This window comes from Acidiphilium sp. C61 (assembly GCF_905116885.1).
GTDB lineage: Bacteria > Pseudomonadota > Alphaproteobacteria > Acetobacterales > Acetobacteraceae > Acidiphilium.
Window position 1 is genome coordinate 1,978,699 of sequence record NZ_CAJHNI010000005.1, and the last position, 16,710, is coordinate 1,995,408.

Genomic DNA, 16,710 nt, shown 5'->3' on the forward strand with positions numbered 1-16,710 from the left:
GTCAGAACCGGATCGTGCGCGGCCGCGCCGCCGCGAGGCCGAAGCCGAGCGTGGGCACCTGCAGGATCACCAGGAACGCGACCGAGGGCCACCAATGGCCGCTGAGCGTGTGGATCACCCCGAGCCCGAGCGGACCCGCGATCGACACCGCGTAGCCCACCATCTGCGAGAATGCGGACAGCGCCATGGCCTCCGCCGGGCCGCCGGTGCGCAGCACCATCAGCGTCAGCGCCAGCGGAAAACACGCGCCCTGCCCGATACCGATGAACACCACCCACACCCAGGGTGCCGCTTCAGGCGCCAGCATCAGCCCGACATAGCCGACGCTGACGATCGCGAGCAGGCTGGCGAGCAACAACCGCTGGTCGCGGCTTCTCGTGGCAAGGCCCGGCGTGACCAGCGCCACCGGAATGGCGACGAGCGTGGTCGTCGACAGCATGATCCCGGCCATGGTCGGGTTGATGCCGTGGGCATGCAGGATGGCCGGCAACCAGGACAGGATCGAGTAGAAGCCGAGCGATTGCAGCCCCATGAACATCGTCACCGCCCAGGCCAGCGGGCTGCGCGCCAGCTTGCGGAACGCGCCCGCGCTCGGCGTGTGGCTCAGCCGGTGGGCGCCATGGGCAAGCTGCGGCAGCCAGACCACCGCCGCGACGATTGCCGGCACCGCCCACAACCCCAGCGCGCCGCGCCAGGCGAAGGGGTTGGCATCGGCAACCGGCACGCTGATCGCCGCCGCGACCGAGGCGATCGTCGTCATCACCGTGGTATAGCAGCCGGTCACGAGGCCGACGCGGGTGGGAAAATCGCGCTTGACCAGCCCCGGCAGCAGCACGTTGCCCATCGCGATCGCCGCCCCGCCCATCACCGTGCCGGCGAACAGCGCGCCGGCCCCGCCAAGCACGCGGACCAGCAGGCCGGCGGCGAGCAGCACCAGCACCGTCATCATCGCCGCTTCCAGCCCGACCCGCCGTTGCAGCATGATGCTGACCGGGGCGAGGGCGGCGAAGCAGACGACGGGGATGGTGGCGAGCGCGGTCAACCCGAGCGGGCCGAGGCCGAGTGCCGCCCCGATCGGGGTCAGCAGCGGCGAGACCGAGGCCAGCGCCGCGCGCATGTTCATCGCGATGAGCAGGATTCCGGCGAAGAGCAGGAGATTCCGCAGGGGGCTTTCGGCGGCGGCGGCGGCCGCGGTCGTCGTCTTCGTCTCAGGGGTCATGGGTGTGTTGCGGCGCCGGGCCGCAGCCTTTCAGGCGGCTGGCATAAGACGCTTGACCAGCGCCGAAATCCGGTGCCGGCGCATCTCGTAGCGCGCCTTGGCGTCGGTGGTCATGTAGTTCATCTGCACCGTGTAGCGCTTGCCGACATAGGTGCGGTGGCCGTGCCAGGTGGTCGGGCCGTTCGGGAAGACCAGCAGCGTGCCATCGACCGGCGGCACCTCGACCGCGTAATCCTCCAGATCGTCCGGCCCGCGCAGCAGCCGCAGGCAGCCATCCTGCCGCGCCCAGGCCTCGCTGGCCGGGTTGAGATAGAGCAGGATCGTCACCCGCTTGGCGATCGAGTCGCAATGGATCTTGCCGTCGCGCGCATCGGTGCGGCCGCGCAGCGTCAGCATCACCGGCGCGCCGTCGAGGTCGAGGCCGAATTTCCCGGCGATGATCCCCCGCATCCGCTCGCCCTTCATGTCCTCCATCAGCCGCGCGGCGTTCGACCCGAGCCTGACCGACTCGATCGGGAAACTGCCCCGCGCGCCGAGCGGCGGCAGATCGGCAACGACGCCGGCGAGCCGGTCCGGCCGGACGAAGCCGCGCATCACCAGATGCGGAAAGGGATCGGCGGAGATCTCGGTCGCGGCGAGGCCTTCGAAATCGACGACGGGGCTGGCGGTCATGATGGCGTTCCGTTTAACAAGCGGCGGGGCGATGCGCCCGGTTCAAGGATAACTTACAGGGTCTGGATCGAAAGAAAACCATGCAGCGCGGCATATCGGATGTTGGAATGCTGGCCGGAAGGCTGGCGATCGCTTTACTCTTCGTGCAGGCGGGCTGGAGCAAGCTCGTGCACTGGCCGGGAATCGTGCATTTGCTCACCCATCTCGATGCCCCGGCGCCGACCCTGGGCGGGGTCATCGCCGTGGTCTGCGAACTCGGCGCCGGCGGTCTCGTGATGCTGGGCCTGCGGACCCGGCAGGCTGCCATCGTGCTGGTCCTGTTCACGATCGCCGCGAACTGGCTGGCGCATCGCTTCTGGCTGATGCACGGGCGCGCCGCGGCGATGGCGGAAATCCAGTTCTTCCTCGATCTCGCGATTTGCGGCGGCCTTTTGCTGCTGGCCTCCGCCGGCCCGGGGCGCTATTCGCTCGACCGGCGCTGAAAACGGCAAAAGGCGCGTGCCCGTAAAGGCCGCGCCCTGTCCCGTTCGGAATACCGATCGCGTGGTGCGATCAGAACCCTTCGCGCTCGATCCGCTTGCGCTCCATCTTGCGGGCGCGGCGAACGGCTTCCGCCGCCTCGCGGGCGCGGCGCTCGGAGGGCTTTTCGTAGTGCCGGCGCAACTTCATCTCGCGGAACACGCCTTCACGCTGAAGCTTCTTCTTGAGCGCCTTCAGCGCCTGGTCGACATTGTTGTCACGAACGAGAACTTGCACTTGGCCAGATACTCCATAACGGTTGAAACGCTTGCAATGGAACGCAAAGAAGCTGCGCCAATCCTGACGCAGCAATAGGCGATGGCGGGAATATCCCGTCAATGGGCGCCCTTATAGCAACATTCCCCGTTTTGCCAACCGTCTTGTTTCAGCCCGCCCGGCGCGATCCGCCTTTGCGATTTGGCGGATCCGCGCCATGTGTCGCTCATGGCGATTCTGAAGCTTGCCCGGCTCGGGCATCCCGTGCTGTTCGAAAAGGCCGCCCCGGTCGATGATCCGGCCGCCCCGGACATCGCGCGCCTGTTGCGTGACATGGCCGAAACGCTGGAGGATGCCGGCGGCGTCGGCCTCGCGGCGCCGCAGGTGCATGTGCCGCTGCGCATCTTCATCTATCGTGTGCCGGAAAGCCGCGCCGCCGGCGGCGATCACGATGCCCCGCGCGGCATGTCCGCCGTGATCAACCCCGAACTCGTCCTGCATCCCGGCGATCCGGTCGAGGATTGGGAGGGATGCCTGTCGATCCCGGGCATGAGCGCGCTGGTGCCCCGCGCCGCCCGCCTGACACTGCGCGGGATCGACGCGACCGGCGCCGCGTTCGCCCGCGAGGCTGCGGGGTTTCACGCCCGGGTGATCCAGCATGAGGCCGATCACCTGGACGGCATCCTCTATCCGCAGCGGTTGCGCGATCCGCGGCTGATGGGGTTCAACGAGGAAGTGGCGCGGTTCCGCGACGAGATCGTGCGGTCCGCAGGAGAGCTGTGATGAACGAGATGGCGATGACGGGCGAGGACGAGATCCGCGCGGATGACGATGCGCTGCTCCGCGCCCTGATCGAGGAGGTGCCCTTCGATGGCTGGACGCGCACGGCCCTGCGCCGCGCCCTGGTGCGGCTCGGCCGCGATCCGGCGGAGGCGGGACTGCTGTTCGAGGGTGGCGCCCCGGCGATGATCGAGGCCTGGGCCGCCCTTGCCGACCGCGAGATGGAGGAAGCCGCAGGCGCGATCGACGAATCCCGGCTCTCGGCGCGGGTGCGCGCCCTGATCCTGCTCCGGCTCGATCGCGCCGCGCCGCATCGCGAGGCGATCCGCCGCGCTTTGGCCATCCTCGCCCTGCCGCGCCACGCGGCGCTGGCGGCACGGATCACCGGCCGCACGGTGGATGCGATCTGGCATGCGGCGGGCGACCGTTCCGCCGATTTTTCCTGGTACACGAAGCGGGCGATCCTCGCCGCGGTCTATTCGACGACGCTGCTCTACTGGCTGCGCGACGGATCGGAGGCTGGCGCGGATACGGCGGCCTTTCTCGACCGCCGGCTCAAAGGCGTGGCGCTGATCACCCGTACCCGCAAGCGCCTGGAATCGCGGCTTGCCGGGCTGCGGCGCGGCCCTATGCGCGAAGACCCATCGCCGTCCGCATGAAGCGGCGCTTGAGCCGGGGCATCCGGTTCACCGCGGCGAGACCGATATCCCGGGCGAGCCTGACCGGCGGCAGATCGGTGGAAAACAGCCGGTCGAGCGCATCGGTCGCGGCGAGCATCGTCACATTCGCCGGCCGGCGGATGCGCTGGTAGCGCGCCAGCAGATCCGTGCTGCCGGGATCGGCCGCCCCCTCGATCAGCCCGGCCAGGGCGATGCCGTCCTGCAAGCCGAGATTGAGCCCCTGGCCCGCGATCGGGTGCACCCCATGCGCCGAATCGCCGACGAGAACCAGCCGTGTCGCATGATAGCGGTGGGCATGCAGCGCCGAGAGCGGGTAGGTCCAGCGCTGTCCCGCCAGGCGGATGCGGCCGAGATGCGCGCCCAGCCGCCGCGCGACCTCGATGGTGAAGCGCGGATCGTCCATCGCCGCGAGGCGCGCGGCATTGGCGTGGCTTTCGGTAAAGACGATGGCGGAGAGATGGGCGCCATCCGCATCGCTCATGGGCAGCTGCGCGAAGGGGCCGCCGGGCAGGAAATGCTCCAGCGCCACGTTCTGGTGCGGCCGCTCGTGTTCCACGGCGCAGACCACGGCGCTCTGGCGATAGGGATAGCGGGTGACCTGGATGCCGGCCTCGGCGCGCAGCGCGCTGCCCCTGCCATCGGCGGCGACCGCGAGCTTCGCCCGATAGACCGGCCCGCCGGCGATCGCGACCGTGGCGCCCTCGTCATCGCGGGTCACGCGCGCGGTCGCCGGGGCGTGCAGCATGACCGTCGACTCCGCAAGCGCGCGGTTGATCGCCATCCGCAGCGAGCGCGCCTCGACGATCCAGCCAAACGGCTCGTCGCCGACATCGCGATGGTCGAAATCGAGAAACAGCGGCGAGGGCGGGCGGCCCGGCTTGCCGTCGGAGACGCGGATGCGCTCGATCGGGCAGGGCGGGAAGGGCAGCCTGTCCCACAGCCCGGCGCGGTCGAGCAGGTCGCGCGAGCCATAGGCGATGGCATAGGCGCGGCCGTCGAAAGCGGGGTGCTCCATCGGCGGCAGCGCCGCCCGGTCGATGAGCACGACGCGCTGCCCGGCTGCGGCGAGACGCAGGGCGAGCGCCGCCCCGACCGGTCCCGCGCCGATGATCGCAATATCCGCCGTCTGCTCCGCCATGGCCCGCCTCCGCTGATGCTGCAGATGTCGCATCTGCGGCAAATCCTGCAAGCCATCGGCGCGCTCATCTGCCCGGCGCCGCGACGTTCGGGAAATTCCCGAATATGGCTAAAAAATATGCAGTATATGATTTCAAAAACAACAAATCAGTGAGCCGCTCACCTTTTTGCCTAATAAACAAACTCAAGGCCGATGGCACGCTCTGTGCATTGCGAGGAGCATGGTCAAACGTATCGCAGAGCAGGAAGGATAACGGCGGATGAAAAAACGATTGCTCATCGGGGGCATGGGAGCTGCCCTGGGGGTCATGGGCTGGAATGCGGTGGCCTTCGCGGACACGGCGCCGAAGCTCGACTCGGGCGACACGGCCTGGATGCTCACCTCCTCGGTCCTGGTGCTGATGATGACAGTGCCGGGTCTCGCTCTCTATTACGGCGGCCTGCTCCGCCGGAAAAACATTCTTGCCATGCTGATGCAATGCTTCTTCGCCACCGCGCTCATCTCGGTGCTGTGGGTGGTGATCGGCTACTCGCTGGCCTTCACCAAGGGCACGCCGTTCATCGGCGGCCTGTCGCGGGTGATGCTGATGGGAGATGGCACCGGCACGCTCTCCGGCACCATCCCCGAGACGGTATTCTGCATGTTCCAGTGCACCTTCGCGATCATCACGCCGGTGCTGATCCTCGGCGGCCCGGCCGACCGGCTCAAATTCTCCTCCGCCATGGTCTTTCTCGGCATCTGGCTGATCGCCGTCTATGCGCCGATCGCGCACATGGTCTGGGGGCCGGGTGGCTTCCTCGGCGGCCAGGGCGTGCTTGATTTCGCCGGCGGCACCGTGGTGCACATCAATTCGGCGGTCGCCGGGCTCGTGGCCGCCCTGATGGTGGGCAAGCGCACCGGTTACGGCACGACCAACATGGCGCCCGCCGATCTGGGCTACACCCTGGTCGGCGCGTCCCTGCTCTGGGTCGGCTGGTTCGGCTTCAACGCGGGCTCGGCCCTCACCTCGGGCGGCCAGGCCGGGTATGCGATGATCAACACCCATCTCGCCACCGCGGCCTCGGTCCTGTCATGGACGATGGTGGAGTGGATGATGAAGGGCAAGCCCAGCCTGCTCGGCGCCGTGTCGGGCGCGGTCGCGGGTCTCGTCGCCATCACCCCGGCCTGCGGCTTCGTCCCGGTCGGCGGCGCGCTGGTCATCGGGCTCGTCGCCGGCGTCGTCTGCTTCTGGGGCGTCACTGGCTTCAAGGGCATGTTCGGGTATGACGACGCACTCGATGTCTGGGGCGTGCATGGGCTCGGCGGCATTGCCGGCGCGCTGCTCACCGGCGTCTTCGCGGTCAAGTCGATCGGCGGCACCAACGGCCTGCTCGCCGGCAACCCGCACCAGATGGTGCTCCAGGCCGAGGGCATCCTCGTCACGCTGCTCTACAGTGGCATCGTCTCCTTCATCATCCTCAAGGTCATCGATCTGACCATGGGATTGCGGGTGTCGGCGGAGGCCGAGCGCGAGGGGCTCGACATCTCCGAACATGGCGAGGTTCTGCAGCACGGCTTCTGAATTTCGGGCAAAAAATCGGACATACGAAGGGCCGGAGGGAAACCTCCGGCCATTTTCTTTGTCAGATCAGTGTGATTCAGGTTATAGTTCAACCTCTGCCGTATTGCCGGAGTCTGGCACACGAAATGTCCGCGACCACTGAAACCCGTCAATTCCTCTCGCCCGCCCTGAAAGCGCGCTTCGTCCGGCATCTGGCCGAGCTTGGCGCGCTCTGCGCCGTTCTCGCCGGGCTGACGGTGCTGGTGTCGCTGGCCTCCTATCATCCGGGCGATCCGTCATTCGATACCGCCTCGTCCCTGCCGCCGCAGAACCTCGCCGGCCGCTTCGGCGCGATCCTCGCCGACCTGCTGCTGCAAGGTTTCGGCATCGCCGGCGCCCTGCCGGCGCTGGTGCTGCTCGCCTGGGGATTCGCGCTCGTCAATCGTGGCGAGATCACCCGCTTCCGGCTGCGCGCCCTGTCCACCCTGCTCGCGCTGCCGGCCCTGGCCTGCACGCTGGGCGTCCTGCAATCCTTCGATGCCGGTTTCGCGCCCGGCTGGCCGGCCGCGTCCGGCCCCGGCGGCGCTGTCGGCACGCTGCTCGGCGGCTATGGCGCCGATGTCGCCCATTCGGCGCTCGGCATGATCGGCCGGGCCGCGCTGCTCGGCCTCTCCGCGCTGCTGGGCACGGGATTCACGGTCTTTGCCTTCGGCCTGACCTCCGGCGAGTGGCAACTGGCCGGCCGCCGCGCCGCCGCCGCGGCCGCCGTCTCAGCCCGGCAGGGCCGCCGCGCCGTGCGCGCGGCCGGCAGCACGTCGATCTGGCTGCGGGACATCGTGGCCTCGCAGCCGATGTCCGAAACCACGGCGGCGGACGATCGGGCCTCGCTCGTCATCCCGCGCGGCCCCGTCGAGACCGGCGATCCCGCCGGCTCCTACGACGATGAGGCCGGCGCCGCCCTCGCCAACCCGCCGGCATCGTTCAGCCAGGCGGAGGGACGATCCGCCCCCTCGCGGCTCACCCGCGCCGCGCCGCCGCGCAAGGCGCCGCCGCGTCAGGAGCGCCTGCCCCTGCCGGACAATCTCTGGCGCCTGCCGCCGCTGGAGTTGCTCAAGCAGGCGCCCTCGCGCCAGACATCCGGCGGCCCCAATGCCGAGGCGCTGCAAGCCAATGCGCGGCTGCTCGAAACCGTTCTCGGCGATTACGGCGTGCAGGGCAGGATCGTCGAGATCCGTCCCGGCCCGGTCGTCACCCTCTATGAGCTGGAACCCGCCCCCGGCATCCGCTCCGCCCGCGTCATCGGCCTGGCCGATGACATCGCCCGCAGCCTCTCCGTCCTCGCCGTGCGCATCGCGACGGTGCAGGGCCGCAACGTGATCGGCATCGAGGTGCCGAATGCGAAGCGCGAGACCGTCTTCCTCTCCGAGCTTCTCGAATCGTCCGACTGGAACGCCACCACCGGCCGCCTCGGCCTCGCGCTCGGCAAGGATATCGGCGGCAAGCCCGTCATCGCCGATCTCGCCCGCATGCCGCATCTGCTGATCGCCGGCACCACCGGCTCCGGCAAGTCGGTCGGCGTCAACGCGATGATCCTGAGCCTGCTCTACCGCCTCTCGCCCGACGAATGCCGTCTGATCATGATCGACCCGAAAATGCTGGAACTCTCGGTCTATGAGGGCATCCCGCATCTCCTCGCCCCGGTCGTCACCGAGCCGGCCAAGGCGGTCGCGGCCCTCAAATGGGTGGTCCGCGAGATGGAGCGCCGCTACCGCGCGATGAGCGGCCTCTCGGTGCGCAACATCGCCGGCTACAACGATCGGGTGAACGAGGCGCTCGCCCGCGGCGAGGTCGTCACCCGCCGGGTGCAGACCGGCTTCGATTCCGAAACCGGCAAGCCGATCTTCGAGGACCAGCCGCTGGCGCTCGAAGCCCTGCCGCTCATCGTCGTCGTCATCGACGAGATGGCCGACCTGATGATGGTCGCCGGCAAGGAGATCGAGGCCGCGGTCCAGCGCCTCGCCCAGATGGCCCGCGCCGCCGGCATCCATGTCATCATGGCGACCCAGCGCCCCTCGGTCGACGTCATCACCGGCACGATCAAGGCAAACTTCCCCACCCGAATCTCCTTCCAGGTGATCTCGAAATTCGACAGCCGCACCATCCTCGGCGAGCAGGGGGCCGAGCAGCTCCTCGGCATGGGCGACATGCTCTACATGGCCGGCGGCGGCCGCATCACCCGCGTCCACGGCCCCTTCGTCACCGACCGCGAGGTGGAGGACGTCGTCGCCTATCTGCGCGAGCAGGGCGAGCCCGACTATGTCGAGGCCGTGACCGAGGCGGTGGAGGACGACGCGCCCGCAATGCCCGGCCTCGCCGCGGCCGAGGGCGGCGAGGGCGGGCTCTACCAGCAGGCCGTCGCCCTGGTCGCGCGCGAGGGCAAGGCCAGCACCTCCTTCATCCAGCGCCACCTGCAAATCGGCTACAACCGTGCCGCCAAGCTGATCGAGCAGATGGAAAAGGACGGCGTGGTCGGCCCGGCCAACCATGTCGGCAAGCGCGAGGTGCTGATTGCCGGCGAGCGCGATTGACCGCCTGCCCCCGGCGCTGATCGTCCACGACGCCGCGGATATCGCCCGCGCGCTCGCCCCCGCCCGCCCGGTCACGCTGCTCTCGCCGCCCGGCTTCGCCCTCCATGCCGGCTGCCTGTGGTGGCAGAGCCTGCTCGCCGCCGCCCGCTTCGACGGCCCCGCCCTGCTCGACTGCGCCGATGCCCCCGGCCGCGCGCTGGAGGCGCTGCGGATCGGCCTGCGCGGCCTGGTTCTCGATCCGGCGACCCCGGCCTTTCCCCGCATCGCCGCCCTCGCCGATGAATCCGGCGCAACCTTGCTCGCGGCACCGCCGCCAGCGCTCGATCTCGCCGCCGAAATCGCCCCTGCTGCCCTCGCCGCATGGCTGGACGCGGTGAAAAATCCGGCTTAACGGCATCCCGCTTGCCATCTTTCAGCCTGCATACTTTTACAGAGGGAGATCCCAATGCGCGTCACTCAACGGGTCAGGAAGATCCTGAGCTGGTACGAAAGCGACAATCCCGGCACCAAGGCCAACCTCGCCCGCATCCTGATGCAGGGCAAGCTCGGCGGCACCGGCAAGATGGTCATCCTCCCGGTCGATCAGGGTTTCGAACACGGCCCCGCGCGCAGCTTCGCCAGCAATCCTGCCGCCTATGACCCACACTACCATTTCCAGCTCGCCCTCGATGCCGGCCTGTCCGCCTATGCCGCCCCGCTCGGCATGATCGAGGCCGGGGCCGACGCCTTCGCCGGCAGCATCCCCACCATCCTCAAGCTCAACTCCTCCAACTCGCTGGCCACCGAGAAGGACCAGGCCGTCACCGGCTCGATTTCCGACGCCCTGCGCCTCGGCTGCGCCGCGGTCGGCTTCACCATCTATCCCGGCAGCGAGCACCAGTTCGCGATGATGGAGGAATTCCGCGAACTCGCCGAAGAGGCGAAGTCCGCCGGCCTCGCCGTCGTGCTGTGGTCGTATCCGCGCGGCCCGATGATCGACAAGAAGGCCGAAACCGCGATCGACATCTGCGCCTATGCCGCGCACATGGCGGCACTGCTCGGCGCCCACATCATCAAGGTGAAGCCGCCCACCGAGCATATCGGGCTCGACGCCGCGCGGAAGGCCTATGAGAAGGTGGACGTCTCGACCATGGCCCGCCGCATCGAGCACGTCGTCCAGTCCTGCTTCAACGGCCGCCGCCTCGTGGTGTTCTCCGGCGGCGAGGCAACCGACTCGGCCAGCCTGCTCGACACCGTGCGCGCCCTGAACGAAGGCGGCGCCTCCGGCTCGATCATCGGCCGCAACGCCTTCACCCGCCCGCGGGACGAGGCGCTGGCCCTGCTCGCGCAGATCGTCGGCATCTACCAGGGCAAGGCTTGACCGAGCTTTACCTCATCACCCCGCCCCGCATCGGCCCCGATTTCGCCGATGCGCTGGCGGCCGCGCTGGACGCCGGGCCGGTGGCCTGCGTCCAGCTCCGCCTCAAGGACGCCACGCCGGACGACGTGCGCCGCGCGGTCGATGCGCTGCGCCCCGTCGCGCAATCACGCGGCGTCGCCTTCCTGCTGAACGACGATCCCCGCCTCGCGGTCGAAACCGGGTGCGACGGCGCGCATCTCGGGCAGGACGACCTCGCCGCCCATGGCGGCCTCTCCCGCGCGCGCCAGACGCTCGCCGGGCTGAGCCTCGGCATCACCTGCCACGACAGCCGGCACCTCGCCATGGAAGCGGCCGAGCAGGGGGCGGATTACGTCGCCTTCGGCGCGTTTTTCCCGACCGCGACCAAAACCCCGAAAGCCCACGCCGATATCGAGTTGCTGCGCTGGTGGTCCGAACTGATGGAAATCCCCTCGGTTGCCATCGGCGGCATCACCCAGGACAATTTTGCCCCCCTCGCGGATGCGGGCGCCGATTTCCTCGCGGTCATCGGCGCCGTCTGGAACCATCCGGATGGCCCGGCTGCGGGCGTGCGGGGATTTTCAAAAAAGATCGGCCATGATTGAAGTCATTTCATGACATTCAGGGAAATATCCTGGAGCGTTTTCCGACCCTTTCGGATCGGATGATGCTCTTTCATATAAATAACCAGGACATTCTTATCCGATCGGATGATGTCCTGGTCTTTGAATAAAACTTATATATCAGTTCTATTCAGATTATGCAGGAATTTGATTACAGCCTCAGTGTCCTGCCGGTCATCGAACAGTAGCCCGTCAGAAGTATCTGAGTGAACAAATAGTTTTGCGATTATGACCCCTGCATCTTTAAATATGATTTCTAATTTTCCTCTCGGTTCGGCATAGCTCTGGCTGAAAACAACAACAAATACCGGGCAATCTTTCGCCGCTTTTTTGATACGGAATATTGTTCCTGCCATATCTTCGTAAAATGATGAAGTATTCATCATCATAAGCAATAAAGTTTTATCTTTATTTGAAATCGCCTGTCTCAGGCGATCTACGCGTCGGGTAAGTTTTTGATATTCAGCATCATCAGCGACGTTTTGATGATTAAATATCGCCCCGTGAGGCATCGAATATTTTTCTTGATAGAATGCATGCTGGCATTTGGAGCCATTTTCAATTGGTACCAGATAGTTACGATTTAAAAGTGTAGAAAAATCATCTTCGAAACAATCAGCAATCATTGATGGATTTGAGAAAATCCAGTCAAATGGGAAGGACGCACGCCTCAAACCGGCTTCGCGCAGATGAGCTGCTGCTGTACAATATGTTCCTATACTGATGATATTTTCAAATCTATTATTTTGTGCGGCGTGTGATAAGGCGGTTTCTTGATCGTTTTTGATGCCGTCAGATATTTGTTTCGATATGATAATCTGTGAGTTAATGCTAATTTGTTCTTTTAGTTTTTCACGGACATCCCGATACCTGATCTGAAGCTCACGATAGGCTTCATGAATATCGCGGATAAATCCGATCTGTTTAAAATAATCGACTCGATTTTGAATATGGGTTGGAAAATTATGGTCAATATTTATGTATTCAGCGAGATGCCAGAAATTGCCAACAACTCCACCTAAAGCGACCTGATCCTCGATGCCCCCCTCAGAGAGCATGACTTTGAACCACTCTTCTGTATGCGAGAATGACTGGAGTTTCGTCCGAATTTTTTCTGCGCCGCCAAGATAAGTGAAGTGCCAGCCGGACTGCTGTATCTCGTGATAAAGATGACCAAAAGTTTCTTTTAATAAATCTTTATCTATGCGGCCAGAGGTAAAATTACGAAGTTTTTCTCTGTATTTCCAAGTAAAACCAAATGCTCTGGACCATCCAGAAGGCTCAGCTCTCAAATTGAGATAGTACTGGAACATTGGCATATCGAAAGCGATATACCCATCCGTCCCGCGAATATTTTGAATGACGTCGCGTCGGTAAATCTCGTCTGCGTCGCTGACCAGAACCAAATCACCTGGTCGAGCCAAATTGCAGCCTGCCGCCAACGCATCACGCTGCGCAAATTCCCTGTCCCATGGATTTCCCGTATCGGGCAAATCATTCAGGATAATATGAATTACTTTATCTAAATATTTTGAAAAACGCTGCTTGTTTTCCGCGAAATAGAGCGGTTTTGGTTTTCCTTGAAAGGTTAGGGCTGATTCGCAAATAACAAAATAGTCAACAACGTCATAAAGCTCTTCAAATCTTACTTCCAAAAGGTCAATTTCATTAAAGAAAGTAAAACAATCAAAAATACGACAATCCATAATTAACTCCAAAAAAATAGCCGCGGCTGGCGCTGGATATGTGGTCGCAGACAATATGATCGATTGGCTAGATCACTAAATGTTGTTTATCAAGATCGAGAGGACCCGGTCCGAAAATCTAAATTCAAAAAACGGGTCTCGGGAAGGTGTTTCGGACATTCACGTCGAACGGCAGAAGCGCATCTTCATTGCCGACACGATTGCCAACAAAGACAAGATTTTCAATGTCAGGAAAACTGGCTCCCGGAGTAGGACTCGAACCTACGACCGAGCGGTTAACAGCCGCTTGCTCTACCAACTGAGCTATCCGGGACCAGTGGGAAGCCTCTTAGCGAAGGCCGCGGCGGAAGGCAACAGGGGAGGTTCATATCCGCCTTGCGCCACCCGATCTGGACGCCACCGCAGAGTTTTGTCCCCCGCCGTCGCCGAAACGGGCGGCGAGATACGCCTGGAAAAATTTGGAATGGCCCTCCCCGGACTCGAACCGGGATGCCCGCAAGGGCGCGCGATTTTCGTACCACTTCGGCTTTCGCCGCCCCATGCGGGTTCGTGGTCTGGACTGTCCCTTCGCCCTGTCACCCGCTTGCGCAGTGAGTTAGGCGCCGCCCGTCCAGTCTCTACACCTTCCCGTCTCCGGGCTTGGCTCGGGATTAGCAGTGAAGCCTTCCCCGACTTTGAGCGGTTCTACTCCGGGCATTTCCACCCGGGCACCCAATTTACGATGAGTCGCGTTCGTCTACCATTCCGACAGAGGGCCGGTAGCTACAGGATATATCGAATTCTGCCGGCGCTGCAAAGAGCCGGCCGGCGCGCCGCTCAGGCGCGCCCCGCCCCGCGCCGCCGCTTGCGTCCCGCCTCCGTGCCGGCGGCGGGGGAAGCCGCGCGCGGAAACCGCTCCGGCGGCTGCGGCGCTACCCGCTCCACCGTCGCCGGGTCGATCACCCGCAAATCGCGATAGGCGCCGCCCTCGCGGCTGAAATGCGGGCTGTAAAACGGGTCCACCGCCAGCTCCCGCCCCCAGCGCGCCAGCATCGCCTCGTTCTCGAACATGAACCGCGCAACCTTCGAATCGTCGAAATCATCGCCCCGGCTCAGGCTCTCCCGATGCTCGCACACCACATCGGCGGCATAGATGATCCGATACCCGGCCGCCCGGATCTTCATGCACAGATCGACATCGTTGAACGCAACGGTCAGGTCCGCCTCATCGAACCCGCCCGCCGCCTCGAACGCCTCCCGCCGCACCAGCATGCAGGCCGCCGTCACCGCCGCAACCTCGCGCGACGCGATCGCATGCGCGATATACCCAGGCTGGTCGCCCGGCAGCCCGCGAAACCCGTGATCCGCCACCCCGCCAACACCCAGAACCACCCCCGCATGCTGCACCATGCCGTTCGGATACAGCAGCTTGGCACCCACCGCGCCCACGCCCGGATCGGCCAGCGCCTCGTTCAGCATCGTCCGCAGCCAGAGCGGGTCGCGCACGAACACGTCATTGTTCATGAACAGCAGGAACGGATGCCGCGCCGCCGCCACGCCGAGATTGTTGATCCGCGAATAGTTGAACGGCTCGGGAATGCGCAGCACCCTGGTATCCGCCAGATTCCCCTGTTCGACGGCGAAGCGCTCCGCATCCGCCTCCTGCGACCAGTTGTCGAGCAGCAATGTTTCACATGAAACATCCGCCGTAACCTCGCGGATCGCGGCAACGCATTGCTGCGTCATCGCGATGTGGTCGCGATACGGAATGAGGATCGACACGCCGGGATCGTCGTCGATCGCGAAGCTGGTCCGGTAGCAGGTCAGCGCGCCGCGCCGCGCCGTCTTGCCTGCGATCCCCCGGCGCCGCAGATGGGCGGCAACGGCGCGCGCCCCCGCATCGGCCGCTGCCGGCTTGGCCGCGCCGGCGGCGGCGGTGGAACGCTCGGTGATCCGCCAGTGATAGAGAATTTCCGGCACGTGATGAATCTCGTGCCCGCCGAGACGCTCGACCATCCGCAGCAGCAGGTCGTGATCCTGCGCGCCGTCAAGCGACGGGTCGAGCCGGCCGGCCTCGCGGGCAAGTGCCGCATCGACCACCACCAGATGACAGATATAGTTGAGGTCGAGCAGCAGGCGATAATTGAAATCCGGCTTGAAATTCGGCTCCGAAACCTGGCCGCGCCGGTCGATCTTGTCTTCGTCGGAGTAGAGCAGCCGCGCCCCGGTCGCCGCCTGCGCGCGCATCATCGCATCGAGCGCGCAGGGATCGAGCAAATCGTCATGGTCGAAGAAGGCGATGAAGGCGCCGCGCGCCAGTTCGATCGCGCGATTGGTGGCGGCGGCGATGCCGCGATTGGCCGGCAGTGTCTCGACCCGGATGCGCTCGCAGTCCCCGGCAAGGCGGCGCAGCAACGCTGTCAGCCGCGCATCGTCGCTCCCGTCATCGACCAGGATGAGCTCCCAGTTCCCATAGGTCTGCGCCAGGACCGAATCCACCGCGGCGATGAAGGCGCCCTGCTCAGGCCGATACACCGGGCAGATGACCGACACGAGCGGCGAATCTTCGCGCGCGCCGTAGCGGGCCGCGATGCGCGCCGGGACGAGCGGTTGGCTCTGGGCGGCCCATTCGCGGTATCTCGCGAGGGAAAATGTCTCGGCGGGCAGCACCGCCCTGAGATCCCGCCGCAGGCCGTAGGCGTAGCGCAGCAGATCGTCGGCCTTCTCGATCAGCGCGTTGATGCGTGCTCGCTCGGACGTCCCCGGCATGCGCAGCTCGACCGGGCTGCCCCGCAGCGGGATGCGATCCGGCATCACGTGAAAATCGAAGGTCTTGGCGCCATTGGCGTGAAGTGAAGCGGGCGGCGTCCAGGCAAACCCGCAGCACGGATCGGCGCCGAGCGCCTCGGCCACGTCCGCCCGGAACTGGTCGGCCAGAAGCTCGGCAAGAGGCTGGCCGCCGGTGGAGACGAGAATGCGAAGCCCGCCGGATTTCAGCCCCGCCCGCTCATCGACGCGCAAGGCCCAGCCCTGGACCACCCCATCCACGAGACCGTCGAGCACACCTTCGACATGAACACGCCGCGTCAGGCAGAAATGCAGCTCCGGCAGGGCGAAACCCGCCCGCGCCGGCAGCGTCACCTTCTGCCCGTCCATCGTCGCCAGGGACAGCACGTGGCGCAGCCCGTCCTGATAGAGGTAGGGGATCGCGAAGTGAAAGCCGACCCTGGTGTTCGGCAGGTGCAGCTGGTGCAGATCCGGCCGGTCGAGATCGCACGTGATGACATCGGCGATCTGGCCATCGATCATGACGCGGAGCGACAGCGGCCGGGACATGTCGCCGGGATCGACCGCCCATCCGGCCAGCGATGCCTCCTCGATGCGGTCGAGAAACCCCAGGATGGTCGGCCCGGCCGTGCTGGCGCGGGGGGGAGCGGCCACGTTGCGCCTGGAATTCGCCGAAGGCTTTGCCATGAAAATTCCCTGTGAAATGGTCCGTGGTGAAATGGTCGGTGCGTTCCGCGTCGGGACGCTCAAATTCCGCGAATCTATCGAATAATATTTAACCATCGTTTACCGGTATCGGGTTTTGGCGGCAAGCAAGCCGCGGCGCCGCTGCGGATCGAGTTGCCAAGCCCGGCGCGATTGCCTATACCGCCCGCTTCCAGCGCG

14 protein-coding genes and 1 tRNA gene are annotated in these 16,710 nt (G+C 65.1%); 8 read left to right on the top strand and 7 right to left on the bottom strand.

Annotated features, from left to right (window positions below; translation table 11 throughout):
* Window position 1: 1 nt before the first annotated feature.
* Both HUW10_RS12110 and HUW10_RS12115 read right to left on the bottom strand, forming a co-directional pair.
* Entirely contained in the window at window positions 2-1,219 is a 1,218-nt protein-coding gene (locus tag HUW10_RS12110) for an MFS transporter (protein ID WP_174503740.1), read from the bottom strand.
* Window positions 1,220-1,249: 30 nt separating this feature from the next.
* Complete coding sequence (locus HUW10_RS12115) at window positions 1,250-1,891, bottom strand: 2OG-Fe(II) oxygenase (RefSeq protein WP_174503741.1); 642 nt, start codon at window positions 1,889-1,891, stop codon at window positions 1,250-1,252.
* A 107-nt stretch (window positions 1,892-1,998) separates the two neighbouring features.
* Between HUW10_RS12115 and HUW10_RS12120 the strand changes: the two genes are divergently transcribed.
* Complete coding sequence (locus tag HUW10_RS12120) at window positions 1,999-2,373, top strand: DoxX family protein (RefSeq protein WP_236656370.1); 375 nt, start codon at window positions 1,999-2,001, stop codon at window positions 2,371-2,373.
* Window positions 2,374-2,443: 70 nt separating this feature from the next.
* Here the strand turns inward: HUW10_RS12120 and rpsU are convergent, their stop codons facing one another.
* On the bottom strand, window positions 2,444-2,647 hold the full coding sequence (rpsU, locus tag HUW10_RS12125) for a 30S ribosomal protein S21 (RefSeq protein ID WP_007421557.1): 204 nt from the start codon (window positions 2,645-2,647) through the stop codon (window positions 2,444-2,446).
* Between the two features lie 207 nt (window positions 2,648-2,854).
* Here rpsU and def point away from each other — a divergent pair, with 207 nt between their 5' ends.
* Entirely contained in the window at window positions 2,855-3,409 is a 555-nt protein-coding gene (gene def / locus HUW10_RS12130) for a peptide deformylase (protein WP_174503743.1), read from the top strand.
* Window positions 3,409-4,065, top strand: coding sequence for a COQ9 family protein (locus HUW10_RS12135; protein WP_174503744.1), 657 nt, complete (start codon window positions 3,409-3,411; stop codon window positions 4,063-4,065). Before def ends, HUW10_RS12135 begins: the two co-directional genes overlap by 1 nt.
* Here HUW10_RS12135 and HUW10_RS12140 read toward each other — a convergent pair.
* Entirely contained in the window at window positions 4,034-5,224 is a 1,191-nt protein-coding gene (locus tag HUW10_RS12140; RefSeq protein ID WP_174503745.1) for a UbiH/UbiF/VisC/COQ6 family ubiquinone biosynthesis hydroxylase, read from the bottom strand. The two genes, HUW10_RS12135 and HUW10_RS12140, sit on opposite strands and share 32 nt — an antisense overlap.
* A gap of 259 nt (window positions 5,225-5,483) precedes the next feature.
* Here HUW10_RS12140 and HUW10_RS12145 point away from each other — a divergent pair, with 259 nt between their 5' ends.
* The 5 genes from HUW10_RS12145 (at window position 5,484) to thiE (ending at window position 11,335) form a co-directional block, all read left to right on the top strand.
* A complete protein-coding gene (locus HUW10_RS12145) occupies window positions 5,484-6,785 on the top strand; it encodes an ammonium transporter (protein ID WP_174503746.1) in 1,302 nt (433 codons plus the stop codon).
* Window positions 6,786-6,910: 125 nt separating this feature from the next.
* Window positions 6,911-9,352, top strand: a complete 2,442-nt coding sequence (locus HUW10_RS12150) for a DNA translocase FtsK (RefSeq protein WP_174503747.1) — start codon at window positions 6,911-6,913, stop codon at window positions 9,350-9,352.
* A complete protein-coding gene (locus tag HUW10_RS12155) occupies window positions 9,333-9,743 on the top strand; it encodes a hypothetical protein (RefSeq protein WP_174503748.1) in 411 nt (136 codons plus the stop codon). Before HUW10_RS12150 ends, HUW10_RS12155 begins: the two co-directional genes overlap by 20 nt.
* A gap of 54 nt (window positions 9,744-9,797) precedes the next feature.
* Window positions 9,798-10,712 carry a class I fructose-bisphosphate aldolase gene (locus HUW10_RS12160; RefSeq protein WP_174503749.1) on the top strand — a complete coding sequence of 305 codons (915 nt, stop codon included), beginning with the start codon at window positions 9,798-9,800 and terminating at the stop codon, window positions 10,710-10,712.
* Window positions 10,709-11,335 (top strand): thiamine phosphate synthase, encoded by a 627-nt coding sequence (thiE, locus tag HUW10_RS12165; protein WP_174503750.1) that lies wholly within the window; start codon window positions 10,709-10,711, stop codon window positions 11,333-11,335. The genes HUW10_RS12160 and thiE overlap by 4 nt, the downstream gene beginning before the upstream one ends.
* Before the next feature lie 131 nt (window positions 11,336-11,466).
* On the opposite strand, the gene HUW10_RS12170 is transcribed toward thiE, so the two are convergent.
* From HUW10_RS12170 to HUW10_RS12180, 3 genes are all read right to left on the bottom strand, one after another.
* Window positions 11,467-13,059, bottom strand: coding sequence for a DUF1796 family putative cysteine peptidase (locus HUW10_RS12170; RefSeq protein ID WP_217425397.1), 1,593 nt, complete (start codon window positions 13,057-13,059; stop codon window positions 11,467-11,469).
* A 237-nt stretch (window positions 13,060-13,296) separates the two neighbouring features.
* Window positions 13,297-13,372: transfer RNA gene (locus HUW10_RS12175), tRNA-Asn, on the bottom strand.
* A gap of 503 nt (window positions 13,373-13,875) precedes the next feature.
* Entirely contained in the window at window positions 13,876-16,512 is a 2,637-nt protein-coding gene (locus HUW10_RS12180; protein ID WP_174503752.1) for a glycosyltransferase, read from the bottom strand.
* Window positions 16,513-16,710 lie beyond the last annotated feature (198 nt).

Bases quoted from the DNA above. Each gene is read 5' to 3' on its own strand.
- def (WP_174503743.1), top strand. From the start codon at position 2,855: ATGGCGATTCTGAAGCTTGCCCGGCTCGGGCATCCCGTGCTGTTCGAA.
- HUW10_RS12180 (WP_174503752.1), bottom strand. From the start codon at position 16,512: ATGGCAAAGCCTTCGGCGAATTCCAGGCGCAACGTGGCCGCTCCCCCC.
- HUW10_RS12170 (WP_217425397.1), bottom strand. From the start codon at position 13,059: ATGGATTGTCGTATTTTTGATTGTTTTACTTTCTTTAATGAAATTGAC.
- HUW10_RS12140 (WP_174503745.1), bottom strand. From the start codon at position 5,224: ATGGCGGAGCAGACGGCGGATATTGCGATCATCGGCGCGGGACCGGTC.
- HUW10_RS12135 (WP_174503744.1), top strand. From the start codon at position 3,409: ATGAACGAGATGGCGATGACGGGCGAGGACGAGATCCGCGCGGATGAC.
- HUW10_RS12120 (WP_236656370.1), top strand. From the start codon at position 1,999: ATGCTGGCCGGAAGGCTGGCGATCGCTTTACTCTTCGTGCAGGCGGGC.
- HUW10_RS12115 (WP_174503741.1), bottom strand. From the start codon at position 1,891: ATGACCGCCAGCCCCGTCGTCGATTTCGAAGGCCTCGCCGCGACCGAG.
- HUW10_RS12150 (WP_174503747.1), top strand. From the start codon at position 6,911: ATGTCCGCGACCACTGAAACCCGTCAATTCCTCTCGCCCGCCCTGAAA.
- HUW10_RS12110 (WP_174503740.1), bottom strand. From the start codon at position 1,219: ATGACCCCTGAGACGAAGACGACGACCGCGGCCGCCGCCGCCGCCGAA.
- HUW10_RS12145 (WP_174503746.1), top strand. From the start codon at position 5,484: ATGAAAAAACGATTGCTCATCGGGGGCATGGGAGCTGCCCTGGGGGTC.
- HUW10_RS12160 (WP_174503749.1), top strand. From the start codon at position 9,798: ATGCGCGTCACTCAACGGGTCAGGAAGATCCTGAGCTGGTACGAAAGC.